The sequence below is a fragment of the Aerosakkonema funiforme FACHB-1375 genome (genome assembly GCF_014696265.1).
Lineage (GTDB): Bacteria > Cyanobacteriota > Cyanobacteriia > Cyanobacteriales > Aerosakkonemataceae > Aerosakkonema > Aerosakkonema funiforme_A.
Genome location: NZ_JACJPW010000152.1, coordinates 1 through 16384, shown reverse-complemented (window position 1 = coordinate 16384; position 16384 = coordinate 1). Strand labels below are relative to the sequence as shown.

Genomic DNA, 16384 nt, shown 5'->3' with positions numbered 1-16384 from the left:
TACTCCCCCGCTCCCCCGCTCCCCCGCTCCCCTATCCCCTAAGAAAAGAGAATATTTTCCAAAGCTGACTTGAGATTGGGATATTGATACTCGAAACCAAACTGCAAAGTGCGTTTGGGCACAACTTCCTGACCTTCCAATACCACTACCGCCGCATCTCCCAGCAATACTTCTAAAGCAAAACCGGGTACGGGTAACCAGGAAGGACGCTTGAGAACCTGTCCCATAGTGTGCGAGAAATCACTCATACGCACAGGATTGGGGGCAGTGGCGTTGTAGACGCCTTCAATATCCGATCGACGTAACGAGGCTAAAATCAGATTCACAAGGTCTTCGCGATGAATCCAAGAAAACCACTGACGACCGCTACCAATAGGGCCACCGGCAAATAGTTTAAATGGTGGTATCATTTTGGCGATCGCACCTCCCATCCCCAACACAATCCCAACTCGCAGGATAACCAATCGCACGCCCAAGTCTTTCGCTTTTTGGGCTTGGGCTTCCCAAGCTTGACATACCTCAGCCAGAAAACCTTCACCGGTGGCACTGCTTTCATCAAAAGTAGCGGTTTCGCTGGTGCCGTAGTAGCCGATCGCAGAAGTACTCACCAATACTGTTGGTTTGGGATTTGCCTGAGAAATTGCCTCTACTATTCTTTGGGTGCCGATTTTCCGGCTATCCATAATCGCTTGCTTGCGTTCTGGCGTCCAGCGACCTTCTGCCAAAGGTTCTCCTGCCAAATTGACCACACCGTCGCAACCGGATAAGGATTTTTGCCACTCGCCGGACTCCGTAGGTGTATAGGCGACGATTTCCACATTGGGGAAAGTACTGCTGGGGAAAACTCGCTTAGCACGTTCTGGGTTTCTTGTCAATACCAAGACGCGATCGCCTGACTCGTGCAGCCGTTCCACCAAGCGACTGCCGACAAATCCCGTTGCACCTGTAATCGCTACTTTCATCTTTCCCCGTATGCCATTCCATTAGCTTCAGCATAGCGGTTCATAAACCGCATAAATCGTTCCCAATGATCTTCCCGCTCGATCTCAAACACACACTCGACCCGATCGATCTCGTCTCCCTCTGGCCCACCGAAGATGAATTTTACCGAAGAAGGCTCAACGCTAATTCGACCTTCGGTATCGATTAAAAGCAGAGCTTTGGAGAATTTTTTGGTAAAGCTGTTAAATTTTTCTAGGGATTTGAGATGCGCGAACGTCATTAAAACCGATCGCACGCCTGTACTGCGATTCCGCCGCAGGCTGACGTTACTCAATTCTTCGGAAATTCCTTCAAAGAACTCGATCGAGGGGACTTGGGCAGTCATGAGACGATGATAAGAAACTTAACAATCATTATATAGCCAGATGTTGTCTTATCTCGATTTTTCAATTCTCTACTAATCCGAATCTGTTTTGCGGTGATGGTTCTTGCTCGATCCATTGCATCGATCGCATTAACAATAGACATCTCCAAAAATTCTTGTGGGGTAGGCATCCTGCCTGCCTTTGAGATTCTTTTGGAGGAGATGTCTAATCATATTCATAAACACTTGATATTTATTTGCCAGAGCGATCGCATTCTCACCGCAGAGGCAAACACACAAGTTTTATCTGCCATCATTACTTATTTTAGTTAAAAATCGCAGCAATTTAACACAATAGCAGACGACCGGGTTTATAGCTGCCATAGAACCGGATCGATCGCCGATTTTAGGTCAAAAAAACCCGATTAGTGAGTAAATTGTCGATCGAAATCCTCTAAAGTGAAATAGGTACAATCCAATAATCATTTAGAAAGTACGCCAGTATGGTTGCACAAAAAGCTGAGATTTTGCACAGACGTTGCGTGCCGCGTCTTTTCGAGGCAAACAGCTACTGTGGAATCCCGCCATACTTTTTAGAGGTATTGCGTGTAACATCTCCACAAATCGAATTTCAAGCCCTCTCAAGCTTCGGCGACTTTTAACCGCCCCTTGTTGTTGAAACAGAAGACGTTGCAGAGGACTAAAGTCCAAGGTCTTGGCCATCAATCCGACTGTGGAAGCATTCCACAGGGCAAATAGTAGCACAGAAAGTAAGAGAAATTGGAGAACTAGATCTAATGCACCTAAGCGAAGTCACCCATCCCAACCAGTTGCACGGTCTTTCTATTCATCAACTCAAGCAAATTGCGCGTCAGATTCGAGAAAAGCATCTGCAAACCGTGGCTACCAGCGGCGGACATCTTGGCCCTGGTTTGGGTGTGGTAGAACTCACACTAGGACTTTACCAGACCCTAGACCTCGATCGCGACAAAGTAATCTGGGATGTGGGACACCAAGCTTATCCCCACAAGTTGATTACAGGTCGCTACAGTCGCTTCCACACCTTGCGGCAAAAAGATGGCGTTGCCGGCTATCTCAAGCGTTGTGAAAACAAATTCGACCATTTTGGCGCAGGTCACGCTTCTACCAGTATCTCAGCTGCCTTGGGTATGGCCTTAGCGCGGGATATGAAAGGCGACAACTTCAAGGTAGTAGCCGTAATTGGCGACGGTGCGATGACTGGCGGGATGGCGTTGGAAGCAATCAACCACGCCGGACATTTGCCGAAGACCAACCTGTTGGTAGTCCTCAACGACAACGAAATGTCGATTTCGCCCAACGTCGGTGCAATTCCCCGCTACCTCAACAAAATGCGCCTCAGTCCGCCAGTGCAGTTTATCACCGATAACCTAGAGGAACAATTCAAGCATCTTCCCTTTGTCGGAGATTCTTTTTCTCCTGAATTGGCACGCATCAAAGAAGGGATGAAGCGCTTAGCAGTACCGAAAGTTGGCGCGGTATTTGAAGAGTTGGGCTTCACCTACATGGGGCCAGTAGACGGTCATAATTTGGAAGAATTAATTGCTACTTTCAAAGAAGCGCATCAGCATTCTGGCCCGGTATTAGTTCACGTCGCCACAGTTAAAGGTAAGGGATACGAACTTGCCGAACAAGACCAAGTTGGCTACCATGCCCAAAGTCCCTTCAACTTAGCTACTGGCAAACCAATTCCTTCCAACAAACCCAAACCTCCCGCCTACTCGAAAGTGTTTGCCCACACTTTAGTAAAGCTGGCAGAAAATAATCCCAAAATTGTCGGTATTACGGCGGCGATGGCAACCGGAACTGGTTTGGATAAATTGCACGCTAAATTACCCAAACAATATATAGATGTGGGTATTGCGGAACAGCACGCGGTTACTTTGGCAGCTGGTTTAACTTGCGAAGGAATTCGTCCTGTTGTGGCAATTTATTCTACTTTCTTGCAACGCGCCTTCGACCAAATAATTCACGATGTTTGCATCCAAAACTTGCCTGTTTTCTTCTGTATGGATAGGGCGGGAATTGTGGGTGCTGATGGCCCGACTCACCAAGGAATGTACGATATTTCTTATTTGCGCTGCATTCCCAATATGGTGTTAATGGCACCGAAAGATGAGGCAGAATTGCAGCAGATGCTCGTGACGGGGATAAACTATACTGATGGACCGATCGCACTTCGCTATCCTCGCGGTAACGGCTATGGTGTACCCTTGATGGAGGAAGGTTGGGAAGGTTTGCCGATCGGTAAAGCTGAAATTCTCCGTCAAGGCGACGACGTGCTGATCTTAGGCTACGGTTCGATGGTTTATCCGTCAATGCAAGCAGCCGAAATTCTCAGCGAATATGGGATTGAAGCTACCGTAATTAATGCGCGATTTGCCAAACCTTTGGATACCGAATTAATTCTGCCTTTGGCAAAACAAATCGGTCGCGTTGTTACCCTCGAAGAAGGCTGCATTATGGGCGGCTTTGGTTCGGCAGTTGTCGAAAGTTTAATGGATAATGATGTGGTAGTGCCAGTCAAACGGATTGGCGTACCTGATATTTTAGTCGATCATGCCGAACCCAAAGAGTCTTTTGCACAACTCGGTTTGACGCCGCCGCAAATTGCGGAACGGGTGCGAAATGCTTTCTTTAGCAAGCAACCTTCTGTTGTGAGTTAGTTGGAAAAGTTTTAACCGCTTTGTGTTTGTTTGCATTTATCGGCGGTTATGAATAATCCCAGAAATCCGGTTTCTTCAATAAACCGGGTTTCTCTATACCTCAATCACCTGAAAAAGGCTGTAAAAATAAAAAAACCCTGGTGGTTAGCCAAGGTAGAATTAGGAGAGCTTGAAGATGTTAGACACTATCAGCTTTTTTAAAAGCTTTTCAAAATTTTGTTTGGTTATGTAAATAATTGTAAACGCGACTTTGACATTTAGTCAACTGGTTGAACAATTTTGTGATATAAGGATTTCTTGTGGTTCCTATATAGACAGCCTATAATGTTTCGGTCTGGCATCCGATCGCGATCGCAACTCCAGCGCGTGTTAGGCTAAACTTAGGAAAGCAAGATCGAACCTCGCTTTGTATGAGCGATCGCAACATCATTACGATCGAACCAGGTAAACGTGGCGGTAAGCCTTGTATTAGACGGATGCGGATTGCAGTATACGATGTTTTAGGCTGGTTAGCAGCTGGTATGTCTGTGGCAGAAATTTTAGATGACTTTCCAGAATTGACAGAAGAAGATATTAAAGCTTGTCTGGAATTTGCAGCGGATCGAGAACATCGTTTGATTGCTATAGTAGGCGAAAGTTGAAACTACTATTTGACCAAAACAAACATGGAAGATGAATTGCGATCGGAATACGATCTAAGAAGCTTGCGGGTGAGAAAGCTTGGCCCAGGATGGCAAAGCGTTGGTGGCGTGACTGTGCATTTAGAAGCTGATGTGGCAGAAATATTTCCTGATTCTGTAGCAGTAAATGAAGCGCTCAGGTTTTTGATTAGAATTATGAAAGATAATAAGCCATTGGATAATTTATCTGTTAGTAGAGATGACAGTTAATGTCGTTTTATCAATTTTACTGATAGATTTTTTCTCTTTTCAGGTACTCGTCTTTAATTCCTAGCTTAAAAGTGGGAAATGAATATTTTGGTTTTGGGATGACTGAAAAAGATACCTCTACTTCATCGCCATCTTTTATGTTTTCTGGCAGAGAGTCTGTGAGAATAATGCTTTTTCCTTTGATATAACCTTTCATAGCGCTTAGGTTTCCTTCTTTAATACTTGATACAATTATATTACCACAAGGTTTTCCCTAATTCACTTTCCTCTCAATATCCATCCCAGATAGCGGTTTACAATCTACAAAACTAACTGAATCTGGATCGAGAAAACCAGATATCGCCATTTCTAATACGGCTTCTACCGGATATTCAATTTCTGCTGAATATGCAATCAACGCCTGCTTAATTTTATTGGGAAGCGCATCAAGAAAAGCATTTGCGGTGGCTGGTGATAGGTGTTCTGTTGCAGTTTCCATTATGCTTTATTCCTCTTGCCTGATATCATATTATTACCCAGTCCTCTTGAGAGGACTTTCGCTATGACGCTGGGGTTTGAACCCCAGGCGGGCTTTGTTTGCCAATACCAAATCTAAGCGGACTTCTCTTCTAATCCAATATCTCCTAACAACCATAATCAAGCTGCCACAGAAATTGATTTTGCCTTCAGGGATGGTTCGGGAATAGCTTGACCATCCTCTCGAAGAGTGTCAATATAAAGCTGGATAGCTTCTTTAATATTGTTTTCTGTCTCTTCAAGTGTCTTACCTGTAGAAATACAACCAGGTAAATCGGGAACATAAGCGGAATAGTTACTGCCAGCCCATTCAAAAATTACCACATATTCTTTCATTATTCATCCTCCAATTGTGCTTGTTTCCAAATACTTTTGAGAGTTCCAATAGCGACTTCATCAGAGAAATTAAATATAAAGCTACCACTATCTAAACTATGTCTCGTCCCTGTCGTCAACTTCTGCCTGCATATTGCTACCACGTTACCGTTCGCTGCAATAATCGGGAGTTTCGATTAACTCGCTTTGAGTGTCGAGAAGTATTTCTTTATGCTATCAAACGCTGTCAGGATAAATATAGATTCAAGCTTTACGCATTGTGTATTATGAGCATCGAATCGCTGGAATGACGAGTTTTCGTAGCAAAGAAGGCGGAAAACAATTCTTTACATTCTGCGAAAACCTTTATATGCTACAGTTTACAAGTCTCGATGCGAGAGAAGAGAACCCCCCAAAACCCCCCAAAAAAACCAAACGACGCAAACGCACCCGGGAGTTGGCCCATAGGTGCTGAGATATTAAAAATATACTCTGAGTAAGGAATATATTTCCCCTCTCGCATCCATCCTACGCGATCGCAATACCTTTCCCAAGTTTCCTTATAATACTTCCCATCTGGAATACCACCGCATTCCAGATAAATTTTCTTCTGGACGCTGAAGCCAAAACGCCCATTGCTGTATTTTACCCATAATCCGTCAATCTTTCGCAAGTCCTCACAAGGAAAATTCAGCAAATCTTCCGAACTAAACCACTGTCCCTCTTCCTTCCCTACAGTCAAAATCATCAACCGATAAGTTTCTTCATCTGCCTTTTGCCATTCTCCATTTTGCAGATATCGTTCTAAATCCCGATAGCGAAACAGTTGCAACTGTTCTGCCAGATTCGAGTCTACCTTTCTAGTAGTTTGCCGCCAACAATCATACGCAACAGACACGGCTTCGCGAGAGCCATTATTACAAGCTTCTCGAATCAAATTAGTAGGATTAACTTGAGCAGCATAGAGAAGAATTGTTTCCCGCCACCAAGAATCACCAAAGTGCTGAAACAATAAACTTTCTTGCCCAATTTTTTTAATTTGTACCGCAGCTAAGTAATTTTGAAAACTCAAATGGGCAAACTCGTACTCCTCCGGTTCCCTTTCTACTAACAATTCGCTAACTTTCACTACTTCCTCCAAGAAAGCTGCTGGTTGAACGTCATCATCCAGGGTCGCTAGATGACTTTGAATCAAAACCATTAACTCATTTTGGGGAAGAATGGGACGATTTTGCTGCACCATTTCCAAAGCAACGCTTTGCAAAACTTCCTGACTTTCTTTAGCAGGTAATAGTAAATTAATTCGCTTTGCTAAAGGTCTATCTCCCAGTTGTAACTGACAAATTGCCTTATAAAGTTCCGTGCGTTTGCGAGGCAGTTCGTTCCCCGGATAAGAATTGTGAAAAGTAGCAATCATATTCAGCAGTAGGGGATTTTGCGCCATGTCTTTCAATTCGCTGCGCTGTTCTATCTGCTGCATCAAATCCGTTCCTTTCCGAATCGCTTCCTGCTTCACTTCGGGAGTATTGCGTCCTGCTCTAGCATACAGTTCCCGATGGAAATACCACCGTTCGATAAACCGTTGTCGTTGGTCTGAGTTAAAAGGTTTCACGAACAGGGAAGTTTGCGGTTTAGTAGCTGCCGAGTAATCCTTGTAACCGCCGGGACGGGAAGTGAGGAAAAAGACCGAGTTGGGATAATCTTCCATCTGCCGACTTATCCACTCGCTTATCTGCTGTCGCTGTCCTTCTGCCACTTCATCAAAACCATCCAACATCACCAAAGCATCCCCTCGCCGCAACAAATTTTCTACCCAGTTAGCAGGTAAACTGAGGCGTTTTCCATCTGGAAGTTGGGGAATATGATGTTGGGTAATCAAATCTGCTAAGTTAGGTGCGTCTTCTTGCCCTAACAAATCTCGCCATTTCCGCAGATATAGCAAAAAGGGAATTAATCGAGGTGCTTGATAGCGCAGGCGAGCGCGTTTCGGCTTTTCACAATAAGTATAAGTAATGTGGCGCAGTAGAGTAGTTTTGCCGTAGCCACCCCAAGCTAAGATGACCATCCGCCGATAAGCCGGAATTTTCTGCATCCTTGCCAGAAAATCCCAGATTTTCAATCCTTCAGCTTTTGCCTGCATCGCGGCGACATCTTCAACATCTTTTTGCCGCAAACCGGGCGATAAAGACATCGTATGGACATCGCTCAATTCCAGAGGAACAAAAACTTCCTCTAGCGTGGGAGTAAAATTCTGGTTAAAGCCTTCTGTTATATAGTCACGACAGGCATTTGCCTGACATCGGAGATACTTATCCTCAAATCCGGATAGTTGCCAACGCAGCGCCCTATCCAACTTTTCCATAAATTTAACCAAGGCGTCTGCATCCTGCTTGCCTCGGTCAGTATAAATTTCGCGCATTCTGGCAATGAAACTTTCCGTATAAGCTGCCCAAATAGCGGTGACAACTGTTGCCGGAAACATCAAAATTGCCAGCATCCAATCTTGCTCTAATAAAAAATGGACAAATAACCAACCACTACCGCCAAGGGGACTCCACTGAATCAATGCCTGAACGCTTTTCTGAACAAATTTGCGTTCCGGTTTCTCCTCCGGCGGTGACTGAGGCGCAGATTCTAGTTTCTTCTCTGTTTCCGGCTTCTTCTCTGTCTCAGGTTTCTTCTCTGTCTCAGGAGACTCGGAAGTTGAATCAGAAGGCTGCGGTGCAGGTTTCGATTCTTGGGACATGGGGGTAGGAGCAGCGTGTTGTCATTATAGTAACGCAGTAGGTATGTTGTTGCGCTTTAGCGCTAAAGATTGAGTAGGGTGGGTCAAAACCATAAAATTTAAACTTCCTCGCCTAAAATTAGGCTATCTGACCCACCATACAGACTGGACACTAAACCAAGTCAGCAATTAACCAAACATCTGCGTTCATCTGCATTTAAAAATATTCAAAATAAACTTTTCTGATAGACTGTAAATGCCTGAAAATAAACTCAGTAATTTAAATTCACTCATGACATCTACTACTTCCCAGGTTTATCCAGTCATTTGGCAAGATGACCGCGTTTTACTCATCGAGCAAAATCGCTTACCGAACGAGTACACCTTTGTGGAAATTAAATGCTGCGACGATATGGCGCACGCAATTAAAACGATGATTGTGCGCGGCGCACCAGCTATCGGTGTTGCAGCAGCTTACGGAATGTATCTGGGTGCAAGGGATATTCAAACGGAAAGCCGCGATGAGTTTTTGAATGAGTTGGAAAAAATTGGCAAAACGTTGGGGCAAACTCGTCCGACTGCTGTGAATTTGTTTTGGGCAATTCAACGAATGTTAAATACTGCTCGTAAAACTTTAGGCCCTGTAGAATATCTGAAAACTGTTTTGTTAGAAACGGCGAAAACTATCAACGCGGAAGATATCCAAACTTGTCAGGCGATAGGCGATAAAGGTTTAGAAGTTTTACCGAAAAATCCGGAAAAATTAACGCTTCTCACTCATTGCAATGCCGGTGCTTTGGCAACTGCTGGCTACGGTACGGCTTTGGGTGTGGTGCGTTCTGCTTGGACGGCGGGACGTTTGGCAAGAGTTTATGCCGATGAAACTCGTCCTCGTTTACAAGGTGCGAAACTAACAGCTTGGGAATGCGTGCAAGAAGGTATTCCGGTGACTTTAATTACGGATAATATGGCGGCGCATTGTATGCAGCGCGGTTTGATTCATGCGGTAGTTGTTGGTGCCGATCGAATTGCTGCTAATGGGGATACTGCTAATAAAATAGGTACTTATAGTTTAGCACTTGTGGCAAAAGCACACAAGGTTCCTTTCTTTGTGGCTGCACCTCTTTCTACAATCGATTTTTCGATTGGCGATGGGAGTCAAATTCCGATTGAAGAACGCGACCCCGTAGAAATTTACCAAGTAGGAAATACCAGGCTAACAGCAGAGGGAGTAGAATTTTATAATCCCGCTTTTGATGTGACGCCTGCGGAGTTAATTGCCGCCATTATTACTGAGTATGGCGCGGTAGTTCCATCTGAGTTACAACAGTTTCAGACCAAACAAGTAGTTTAGAATATGGTTGTACGATCCTGAGTAGGGTGGGCATTGCCCACCAATTATCTATATATGGTAAATTTTGATGAAAGTCAGAGTCAAATTGCTGCATTTACTCCAGAAAAAACAAAACCGACGCGGTTGCAAAAACTTTGTGTTGGGTTTGATTTTTATTGCTACTATTTTATTTAGCGGTGTTTTGCCGAATCTTGTCAAACCCGCTGTTAGTCAAGAAACTAAAAATATTGTAATTTCTCCTCTGAAATTACCCAATCAGAATAAACAAGATATAACCGAACCGCCGAAGAACCTTGGTGAAGCGCTGCTGCAACAAGTAGCCCTATGTGTAGCGGCTAAATTTCCCAATCCACGCCAAACTTCAGTGGAATTATTGCAAGCAGCGTCTACGCAATGTGTCTTTCAAGTTGTCATTTTAGCACCTGATGGTAGCGTTCGTCAAGATGCGAGCGATCGCCTCACTACTTTAGTCGAAGCTACTGGTGTAAGTTTGCCCGAACCCGTCAGTAGCGGACAAGCTAATGTCCAACTCAAAACTCTCCCCAATAGCCAAGTTTTCACGCTTCCCGTGCAAATTGGCGGACAAACCAAAACTTTTTTATTGGATACAGGCGCTTCTTCTTCTATCATTAATACTGAAACTGCACAACAGTTAGCTTTGCCAAGTACGCCTATTCCCAGCGACCTTTTAAAATATATTGCTGTGGGTGACAAATGCGATGAAGTAAAAGCAAATTTGCATCCTTTACCTATTATAAGTGTGGATGCAGCAACCGTGGAAGGGCTTAATGGTATGGGATTGCCCTCAACTTCTATTCCAGGTAATTTGTCTGGGGTTTTAGGTTTGGATTTTCTCAGCAACTTTGATGTTGTCCTGAATCCTAAAACGCTACAAATTCAATTTTTACGTCCTTCCCTACCTGTGGAAGGAGCGATTCCTTTGGCGGGAAAATTAGGCAACATAACCGCTCAAGTTCGCGTTAACGGTCGAGGGCCATTTACTTTTATGTTGGATACAGGCGCTGATGCGATCGTCCTCTCCACAAATCTGACTGAGCGACTTTCTCTCAAGAGTATAAATGCACAAGAAACAGAAGTATTCGGCTTTTGCGGCGCTCAAAAAGCGAAAAAAATCAAGTTAGACAGTGTGACTTTGGGGCAATATGAAGTTAATAATATCGATGGTGCAATCGTGAACAGCAATATTTTTAATTTGCTGGGAGTAGATGGTGTTATAGGTCAAAGTTTCCTGAATAAATATCAGCAACATTGGCGTTTTGGTAAGCGCAACGCCATCGGATTTATTGAATCGGGTAGTTTGGTATTGACTCCTTTAGCTAATTAGTCAGGGATTACGCAATTTGAGCGATCGCTTGCACTTTCACTTTTTTGCCAAAATTGGTAAAGTAAACCAAAATGTCGTTCCCATTCCAGGGTTACTATTAGCCTCAATTTGTCCGCCGTGAGCGGTAACGATTTGCTTCGAGAGGTATAGTCCCAAACCAAGGCCATGTACGTAGCGAGTGCGATCGCCCCGCGCATACAATTCAAACGCTCGTCGGCATTGTTCTGGAGTCATCCCCACCCCGTTATCTGCTATGCTACAGCGAATCATTTTGCCTTCAATAGTAGCGTCTAGAGTAATAGTAATTTCTGGGGGATTGTGGTTCACAGCATTAGTAATGATATTGCTAAATACACGCCATAGCTGAGTTGAATCGGCGCTGACTAAGGGTAAATCATCAGCGATCGAATTCCTAAAAATAACCTGGTTTTTTGTTAAGATAGGTTCTAAATCTGAGTAAACTGCTTGCACTAAAGTGCTGAGATGAAGCGGTTGGCAATGTAAAACTATACCTTGTACTTCGCTATTGTGAGCTTCTAACAAAGAATTGATTAAATTGAGTTGACGATCGCTGCCCTGAAGCATCCGTTCCAAGATAGATCTACTGACAGTTATTTTTTCCTCCGGCTGATTCAACAAACTTTGCAGCACCATTGCAGTTCCCGTAACGGGATTCCGTAAATCGTGAGAAACCGCGTGCAAAAAAGCTCTCAATTCTCGGCGAGATTCAAACTCTGCCCGTTGCAGTCGTTCGTACAGATAAACTGCTAAATCGCAAACAAAACAAAACCAAAAGAAGTATAAAAAAAATGTCACATTGTAAATAGGCCGCCCCAGAAATGTTGTCAACCCCAGTGCTAAATTTACGCCCACATAATAAATAAATACCCCCAATTGCGACAGCAAATGCAGTCGCCAGTCAACGGGAATCAGGGTTGCTTGCACGAGGAACAACATAGTCCAGGCCATTAAATCTGGAAACGGCGAACCTTTTAGCGTTGTTGCCAAAAGTTGCGGTACTAGCGCGATCGACCAAGATAGTCCCAGAAAAAGTGCCGCCGGATAACGACGAGCCAACTGAGTTCTGTGCAAGACCAGACAGCTAAGTAACAGCAGTGTAACTGCTATATCCAAGACAATCCAAAAATCTTTTAACTCTTGCGGAATATTTTGCAATTCCTTGAGCGGAAACGCGACATTATACAGGTCGCGGATTGTAAATGTGAACAGGCAAATCAGCGCCACCCACAAACTCAGGCGCACACGTTCCAACAAAAATCGCTGTCTCCATGCTTTGTAGTCTGGTGACTCGGCAGCAGGTTTTAATAGCACAAAAATGGCCAGTACTTTCCTTGCTAGAGCCTCCAATACCCTGTTAATTATCATCCACTTCCTGCCTTGGGATGCCATAACTCCTAAAAATAATCTGAAAATCAGAAATTTTGAGATCCATTTCTTTAACTCCAACCTCGCAATTGTTGGTGTACATTCGCCAGATACCACATATAGTCATCCAATTGGTATTCTTGAGCTGCTTTCGTAATGAATTTTTGCGCTTTCTCCTGTTCTGTCTCCGATTCATAGTACAATCCGACGTAAAGATGGCTGTAAAATCTGGCTGAGTTGCCTTCTTTCTCGCCTGCGGCAAGGACATCATCTGGCGTGCGATTTCCCGCGTACAGTTCGTAAATCCAATTCATCACCTGTCGCGGATCGTTTTTGACGACAAGTAGGGAATTTCGGGCAGCGATCGCACCTTCCAATCGAGCGATGCAGAGATATCGCCACACAGTCTCTTCTACATCTTGGGAATTCACGGTCAAGTCTAACTCAAACTGCTTGGCACCCTCCACAAATCTTTCTGCATAGTAAAAAGATAAGCCCCGTTGCCACAAGTATGGCGCGACACTGGGATCGAGCTTTTCTGCTGTATCAAAATCTTGGATGGACCGATCGATCTCAGCCAGTTTAAAATTGGCCATCCCTCGCCGAATGTAAGCCTTTGCATTGTAGGGGTGAGCGCGAATAACGTTGTTCCACGAAGACAGTTCAACAACTAGCGAAATGTGACTGGCCATTAAAATCAGTAACCTTCCTCTTCACTTTTCTGACTTTGCGTTTGCGATTGCTTTCACGTCCTCAACAGCTTGCTGCCAGTAACTCATTCCGGCACAGCAGCGCAGGATATTGTGGTGCTTGGTCATAGATAACCCCAGAGAAAAGCAGGGTTAACGTTCCTACTGACTTTGGCAAGCGGTATAGCAGATAGCCCGAAAATAATTATACTACTGAAATAAGGAAGTATTTCCCAGCAACGTATAGAAGGTGAAGATTGTGCTTTAAATACAGATGAAAATGCTCTTTTTAGGCTATTTATACTAGATCGACACACTTTAGGACAAAATTATGCTAATTATTGGATATCCATCATATATGGCGATCGCTTATATACTTACGCAATACTTTTTTTAAGAGTTATTTCTTACACACCCAAGCTAAAAAATACTGCAAATTTACCTAAGAAGCTGTGCTGAAGTTAAAGTAATATCTTTTTTTTAGATTTTGTTTTAAAAATGCTATTCTGTAAGCAGCACTCACAAGTATTGAATAAACCCTTACTTTGTGAGCTTGTGGAAACACAGGGAACAATAGGGCCTAAATCGATGCTAAGCATGGGAGAAGAATTCCTTGTAGCAAGCGGTGTAAAGCCGCCCTGCACTCGGCTTTGTTCTCGAATTGCTTCCCTCTAGATTTTGGCATAGCTACCATCGTCCTTTGGAAGTAATACGCAGTTACTACGCTTGATAGAGTCGCAGAGACTCTTCCATAACTATTGTTAAGTTATTAAGGCTGAAGTCAAGCCTTAATAACTGGAAAAAATGGAGGGCTAAGCAAATATACTCGCAAACGATCGGGTTAAATCTGCATAAGCCCTGATTATTTAGCTAAAAAAGACAACAACAGCATCGCCATAAATCTGTTTTTTAACAGATAAAAATATTTCCCTTGTCCATGAAATAACTTCTAGTAGGATAACAGCAGTTTGAAAAACAAGGTTTAGATATGGAGAACTCTATCCCTAAAACATCTTCTTTTGTACCGTCCGAACTGTACGAAATATTGGCGAGAATTGCTAATTCTCATCAGATTACAGCAGCAGACCAAGATGTGTTAAGAAAAGCCTTTTTAGAAAATCAACTAAACGAAGAAGAACATCGGGTAGTTAACCGTCTGCATCGTGCGCTTATGAAAGGGCGTATTAAGCTGATATAGTAAGTAGGTCAACAGAATTAAACGTAGAGTAGGCAGTACCCAAAGAAATGCTTGTAACGTTTGAACAGCAGCAATGTTGGGTAATGCCTACTTTATAAAGTATCTTTGGTTTATATATAAATTATACAGTATGTCAGGGAGAGGCTTATGGGGAATATAAAATTTTATATTCCCCAGTTACCAGTCAGCAATCACCGATTAGCTTCTGTCGCTTTTTTTATCGCTGCTTTTTCTATCGCTGCCTTTTCTATTGCTGCTGTAGCCATTGCCTCATCCAAAGTTTTACGCGCTTCTTCCGCTTCAGGTAAAGCTTCTCGAAGTTGGATATTGTTTTGGGCAAAACCTTTTAAAGATTTAAGTCCTTCTTTGATTTGTTGTATTTGTTCGACGCTGACATTACCTTCAAATAAAAGGTCAATTTGGGTGCGGGCTTCTTGTGCCGCTGGACGTAATTCTTCTACTTTTTGGCGGAGCGTAGCGAATTGCGTCAGAACTTGTACTGCTTGTGCGATCGTGTCAGTTTCTTCTGTTTTCTCTTGTGGATGGGAAGCGCCTTGCTTGACAGGTGTTTTAATCAGAATTAACTCATCTGGGCCAAATCCATCTTTTAAGTCGATATCAACTTCTCCTGCATCCATCATTTCTAGCAATTTTTCTATGGCTGCCTCACGACTTTTCTTGGTATCGTTCTTGCCAGGAATGTCCAGTATTATTGATGGATCTTCAGCTAGAGAATATTGTGGCATTTTCAATCTCCTATGCTTGTAAGTTTAGCAAAATTGATAATTTACATCTGTTTTGCATAGATTCATTATACTAAATACACGCTCCATATATAAGTGATTTTATTTTATTTTAAAGTTAAGATTATCGTTTTTTTATCTTGGATATGCCAGTAGTTAGAGCCTACTTTATTTCACCGGATAGAGACGGGAAACCCGCGAAATTTGAGACTTTAATAAACAACACGAATAAAATTTTCAACACCTATGCTAGGAAATCAAATCAAAACGGCAGCTTTGCTGGGACTGCTCAGCGGTCTGCTGGTTCTGGGTGGATACTACCTGGTCGGGAACGAACAGGGGCTATATATGGGTCTCGGCTTAGCCGCACTGACGAGTTTTGGCTCCTGGTATTACTCCGATCGCGCAGCATTAATGGCCTATCGCACTCAACCGCTCGATCTTCAACAAGCTCCAGAACTATAGGATACAGTAGCTTCCTTAAGCAACAAGGCTGGGATTCCCATGCCGAAGTTATTCATTGTACCAACCAAATCCCCCAATGCCTTTGCCACAGGTAGAGACCCTGAAAATGCTACGGTGGCAGTTACTCAAGGCATTCTTCAACTGCTCTCGAAAGAAGAACTAGAAGGAGTTTTAGCTCACGAACTTACCCACATCCGCAACCGCGACACCCTGACTCAGGCGGTTGCAGGTACTGTAGGCGGAGCGATTACTTTCATCGGGCGCATTTTGACTTTTGGAGGTTTGTATTACCCCGTCACCCGCGACGATCGCAGGGGCGCAAACCCGCCCTTGGGTTTTGTTCCTTGTATTTTTGGCTCCTTTAGGGGCCACTCTAATCCAACTGGCCCAGAGCATCTTACTATTCGGTTTCGCTATTGGGTGATTCGCCGATCGGATAGTAACGATGCTTGTTGGGATTTTTTGCATCCGTTTCGGAATAGATCGAGCCCATGCTTTCCAATTTTTGCAAATGCTCCCGCGTGTTTGTACGCGACAGTTGGGCGATCGCCATTATTTCGCGTGTGGTCAGTCCGGGATTATCTACTATAGCTCTAAGAATCTTTTCGCGGGTGTTCATGGGTGAGACTGAGCAAGCCGTCTTATTGATTGACGACCTCAAGCTAATTGTTTCTTTACAATGCACTAGACTGTTCCTCCGGAATCATAGGTACTGGGGACTGGGGGGAGCGGGGGAGTGGGGGAGTG

The 16384-nt window shown here is 43.8% G+C and carries 17 protein-coding genes and 2 pseudogenes; 8 read left to right on the top strand and 11 right to left on the bottom strand.

The genetic code is table 11. The annotated features are described in order from the left end of the window. Positions 1 to 38: 38 nt before the first annotated feature. Genes thyD through H6G03_RS33930 form a run of 3 tightly spaced genes read right to left on the bottom strand, consistent with a single transcriptional unit; the run spans position 39 to position 1497 of the window. Complete coding sequence (gene thyD / locus H6G03_RS33940; protein ID WP_190474752.1) at positions 39 to 962, bottom strand: thylakoid membrane protein ThyD; 924 nt, start codon at positions 960 to 962, stop codon at positions 39 to 41. Beyond that, positions 959 to 1327 (bottom strand): photosystem II reaction center protein Psb28, encoded by a 369-nt coding sequence (gene psb28 / locus H6G03_RS33935; protein ID WP_190474750.1) that lies wholly within the window; start codon positions 1325 to 1327, stop codon positions 959 to 961. Before psb28 ends, thyD begins: the two co-directional genes overlap by 4 nt. Beyond that, complete coding sequence (locus H6G03_RS33930) at positions 1324 to 1497, bottom strand: hypothetical protein (protein WP_190474749.1); 174 nt, start codon at positions 1495 to 1497, stop codon at positions 1324 to 1326. The genes psb28 and H6G03_RS33930 overlap by 4 nt, the downstream gene beginning before the upstream one ends. A 606-nt stretch (positions 1498 to 2103) precedes the next feature. Here H6G03_RS33930 and dxs point away from each other — a divergent pair. The 3 genes from dxs (at position 2104) to H6G03_RS33915 (ending at position 4901) form a co-directional block, all read left to right on the top strand. After that, the gene (gene dxs, locus H6G03_RS33925; RefSeq protein ID WP_190474747.1) at positions 2104 to 4011 is read left to right on the top strand and encodes a 1-deoxy-D-xylulose-5-phosphate synthase; all 1908 of its coding nucleotides are present in this window, start codon (positions 2104 to 2106) and stop codon (positions 4009 to 4011) included. A gap of 410 nt (positions 4012 to 4421) precedes the next feature. After that, positions 4422 to 4652 (top strand): DUF433 domain-containing protein, encoded by a 231-nt coding sequence (locus H6G03_RS33920; protein ID WP_190474744.1) that lies wholly within the window; start codon positions 4422 to 4424, stop codon positions 4650 to 4652. Between the two features lie 24 nt (positions 4653 to 4676). Beyond that, entirely contained in the window at positions 4677 to 4901 is a 225-nt protein-coding gene (locus H6G03_RS33915) for a hypothetical protein (protein WP_190474754.1), read from the top strand. A gap of 16 nt (positions 4902 to 4917) precedes the next feature. Here H6G03_RS33915 and H6G03_RS33910 read toward each other — a convergent pair whose 3' ends face one another. From H6G03_RS33910 to H6G03_RS33900, 3 genes are all read right to left on the bottom strand, one after another. Further along, positions 4918 to 5097 (bottom strand): hypothetical protein, encoded by a 180-nt coding sequence (locus tag H6G03_RS33910; protein WP_190474743.1) that lies wholly within the window; start codon positions 5095 to 5097, stop codon positions 4918 to 4920. A 57-nt stretch (positions 5098 to 5154) separates the two neighbouring features. Continuing rightward, positions 5155 to 5379: a hypothetical protein gene (locus tag H6G03_RS33905; protein WP_190474741.1), complete on the bottom strand. Its 225-nt coding sequence runs from the start codon at positions 5377 to 5379 to the stop codon at positions 5155 to 5157. Positions 5380 to 5537: 158 nt separating this feature from the next. After that, complete coding sequence (locus H6G03_RS33900) at positions 5538 to 5753, bottom strand: type II toxin-antitoxin system HicB family antitoxin (RefSeq protein ID WP_190474739.1); 216 nt, start codon at positions 5751 to 5753, stop codon at positions 5538 to 5540. A 98-nt stretch (positions 5754 to 5851) separates the two neighbouring features. On the opposite strand from H6G03_RS33900, the pseudogene H6G03_RS33895 reads away from it, so the two are divergent. Beyond that, positions 5852 to 6025: pseudogene (locus H6G03_RS33895) on the top strand (transposase); the annotation flags it as partial. An 80-nt stretch (positions 6026 to 6105) separates the two neighbouring features. Here H6G03_RS33895 and H6G03_RS33890 read toward each other — a convergent pair. Next, positions 6106 to 8478, bottom strand: a complete 2373-nt coding sequence (locus H6G03_RS33890) for a GUN4 domain-containing protein (RefSeq protein ID WP_190474737.1) — start codon at positions 8476 to 8478, stop codon at positions 6106 to 6108. Between the two features lie 271 nt (positions 8479 to 8749). Between H6G03_RS33890 and mtnA the strand changes: the two genes are divergently transcribed. Both mtnA and H6G03_RS33880 read left to right on the top strand, forming a co-directional pair. Continuing rightward, positions 8750 to 9811, top strand: a complete 1062-nt coding sequence (gene mtnA, locus H6G03_RS33885; protein ID WP_190474735.1) for an S-methyl-5-thioribose-1-phosphate isomerase — start codon at positions 8750 to 8752, stop codon at positions 9809 to 9811. A gap of 67 nt (positions 9812 to 9878) precedes the next feature. Beyond that, positions 9879 to 11156, top strand: a complete 1278-nt coding sequence (locus H6G03_RS33880; RefSeq protein ID WP_190474733.1) for a retropepsin-like aspartic protease — start codon at positions 9879 to 9881, stop codon at positions 11154 to 11156. 36 nt (positions 11157 to 11192) lie between these two features. On the opposite strand, the gene H6G03_RS33875 is transcribed toward H6G03_RS33880, so the two are convergent. Together H6G03_RS33875 and H6G03_RS33870 are read right to left on the bottom strand one after the other, a co-directional pair. Continuing rightward, entirely contained in the window at positions 11193 to 12542 is a 1350-nt protein-coding gene (locus tag H6G03_RS33875) for a sensor histidine kinase (protein ID WP_190474731.1), read from the bottom strand. 71 nt (positions 12543 to 12613) lie between these two features. Further along, the gene (locus tag H6G03_RS33870) at positions 12614 to 13234 is read right to left on the bottom strand and encodes a tetratricopeptide repeat protein (RefSeq protein WP_190474728.1); all 621 of its coding nucleotides are present in this window, start codon (positions 13232 to 13234) and stop codon (positions 12614 to 12616) included. Positions 13235 to 14219: 985 nt separating this feature from the next. Here H6G03_RS33870 and H6G03_RS33865 point away from each other — a divergent pair. Continuing rightward, complete coding sequence (locus H6G03_RS33865) at positions 14220 to 14429, top strand: hypothetical protein (RefSeq protein ID WP_190474726.1); 210 nt, start codon at positions 14220 to 14222, stop codon at positions 14427 to 14429. 191 nt (positions 14430 to 14620) lie between these two features. Here the strand turns inward: H6G03_RS33865 and H6G03_RS33860 are convergent, their stop codons facing one another. Further along, complete coding sequence (locus H6G03_RS33860; RefSeq protein WP_190474724.1) at positions 14621 to 15175, bottom strand: hypothetical protein; 555 nt, start codon at positions 15173 to 15175, stop codon at positions 14621 to 14623. 243 nt (positions 15176 to 15418) lie between these two features. Here H6G03_RS33860 and H6G03_RS39925 point away from each other — a divergent pair. Further along, positions 15419 to 16031: pseudogene (locus H6G03_RS39925) on the top strand (M48 family metalloprotease); the annotation flags it as partial. A 6-nt stretch (positions 16032 to 16037) separates the two neighbouring features. Here H6G03_RS39925 and H6G03_RS39625 read toward each other — a convergent pair. After that, positions 16038 to 16256, bottom strand: coding sequence for a winged helix-turn-helix transcriptional regulator (locus tag H6G03_RS39625; protein WP_190474722.1), 219 nt, complete (start codon positions 16254 to 16256; stop codon positions 16038 to 16040). Positions 16257 to 16384: the final 128 nt, after the last annotated feature.

What these genes read in the sequence shown, in the direction of transcription:
- thyD (WP_190474752.1), bottom strand. Translation starts at nt 962, where the DNA reads ATGAAAGTAGCGATTACAGGTGCAACGGGATTTGTCGGCAGTCGCTTG.
- psb28 (WP_190474750.1), bottom strand. Translation starts at nt 1,327, where the DNA reads ATGACTGCCCAAGTCCCCTCGATCGAGTTCTTTGAAGGAATTTCCGAA.
- H6G03_RS33930 (WP_190474749.1), bottom strand. Translation starts at nt 1,497, where the DNA reads ATGCCTACCCCACAAGAATTTTTGGAGATGTCTATTGTTAATGCGATC.
- dxs (WP_190474747.1), top strand. Translation starts at nt 2,104, where the DNA reads ATGCACCTAAGCGAAGTCACCCATCCCAACCAGTTGCACGGTCTTTCT.
- H6G03_RS33920 (WP_190474744.1), top strand. Translation starts at nt 4,422, where the DNA reads ATGAGCGATCGCAACATCATTACGATCGAACCAGGTAAACGTGGCGGT.
- H6G03_RS33915 (WP_190474754.1), top strand. Translation starts at nt 4,677, where the DNA reads ATGGAAGATGAATTGCGATCGGAATACGATCTAAGAAGCTTGCGGGTG.
- H6G03_RS33910 (WP_190474743.1), bottom strand. Translation starts at nt 5,097, where the DNA reads ATGAAAGGTTATATCAAAGGAAAAAGCATTATTCTCACAGACTCTCTG.
- H6G03_RS33905 (WP_190474741.1), bottom strand. Translation starts at nt 5,379, where the DNA reads ATGGAAACTGCAACAGAACACCTATCACCAGCCACCGCAAATGCTTTT.
- H6G03_RS33900 (WP_190474739.1), bottom strand. Translation starts at nt 5,753, where the DNA reads ATGAAAGAATATGTGGTAATTTTTGAATGGGCTGGCAGTAACTATTCC.
- H6G03_RS33890 (WP_190474737.1), bottom strand. Translation starts at nt 8,478, where the DNA reads ATGTCCCAAGAATCGAAACCTGCACCGCAGCCTTCTGATTCAACTTCC.
- mtnA (WP_190474735.1), top strand. Translation starts at nt 8,750, where the DNA reads ATGACATCTACTACTTCCCAGGTTTATCCAGTCATTTGGCAAGATGAC.
- H6G03_RS33880 (WP_190474733.1), top strand. Translation starts at nt 9,879, where the DNA reads ATGAAAGTCAGAGTCAAATTGCTGCATTTACTCCAGAAAAAACAAAAC.
- H6G03_RS33875 (WP_190474731.1), bottom strand. Translation starts at nt 12,542, where the DNA reads ATGATAATTAACAGGGTATTGGAGGCTCTAGCAAGGAAAGTACTGGCC.
- H6G03_RS33870 (WP_190474728.1), bottom strand. Translation starts at nt 13,234, where the DNA reads ATGGCCAGTCACATTTCGCTAGTTGTTGAACTGTCTTCGTGGAACAAC.
- H6G03_RS33865 (WP_190474726.1), top strand. Translation starts at nt 14,220, where the DNA reads ATGGAGAACTCTATCCCTAAAACATCTTCTTTTGTACCGTCCGAACTG.
- H6G03_RS33860 (WP_190474724.1), bottom strand. Translation starts at nt 15,175, where the DNA reads ATGCCACAATATTCTCTAGCTGAAGATCCATCAATAATACTGGACATT.
- H6G03_RS39625 (WP_190474722.1), bottom strand. Translation starts at nt 16,256, where the DNA reads ATGAACACCCGCGAAAAGATTCTTAGAGCTATAGTAGATAATCCCGGA.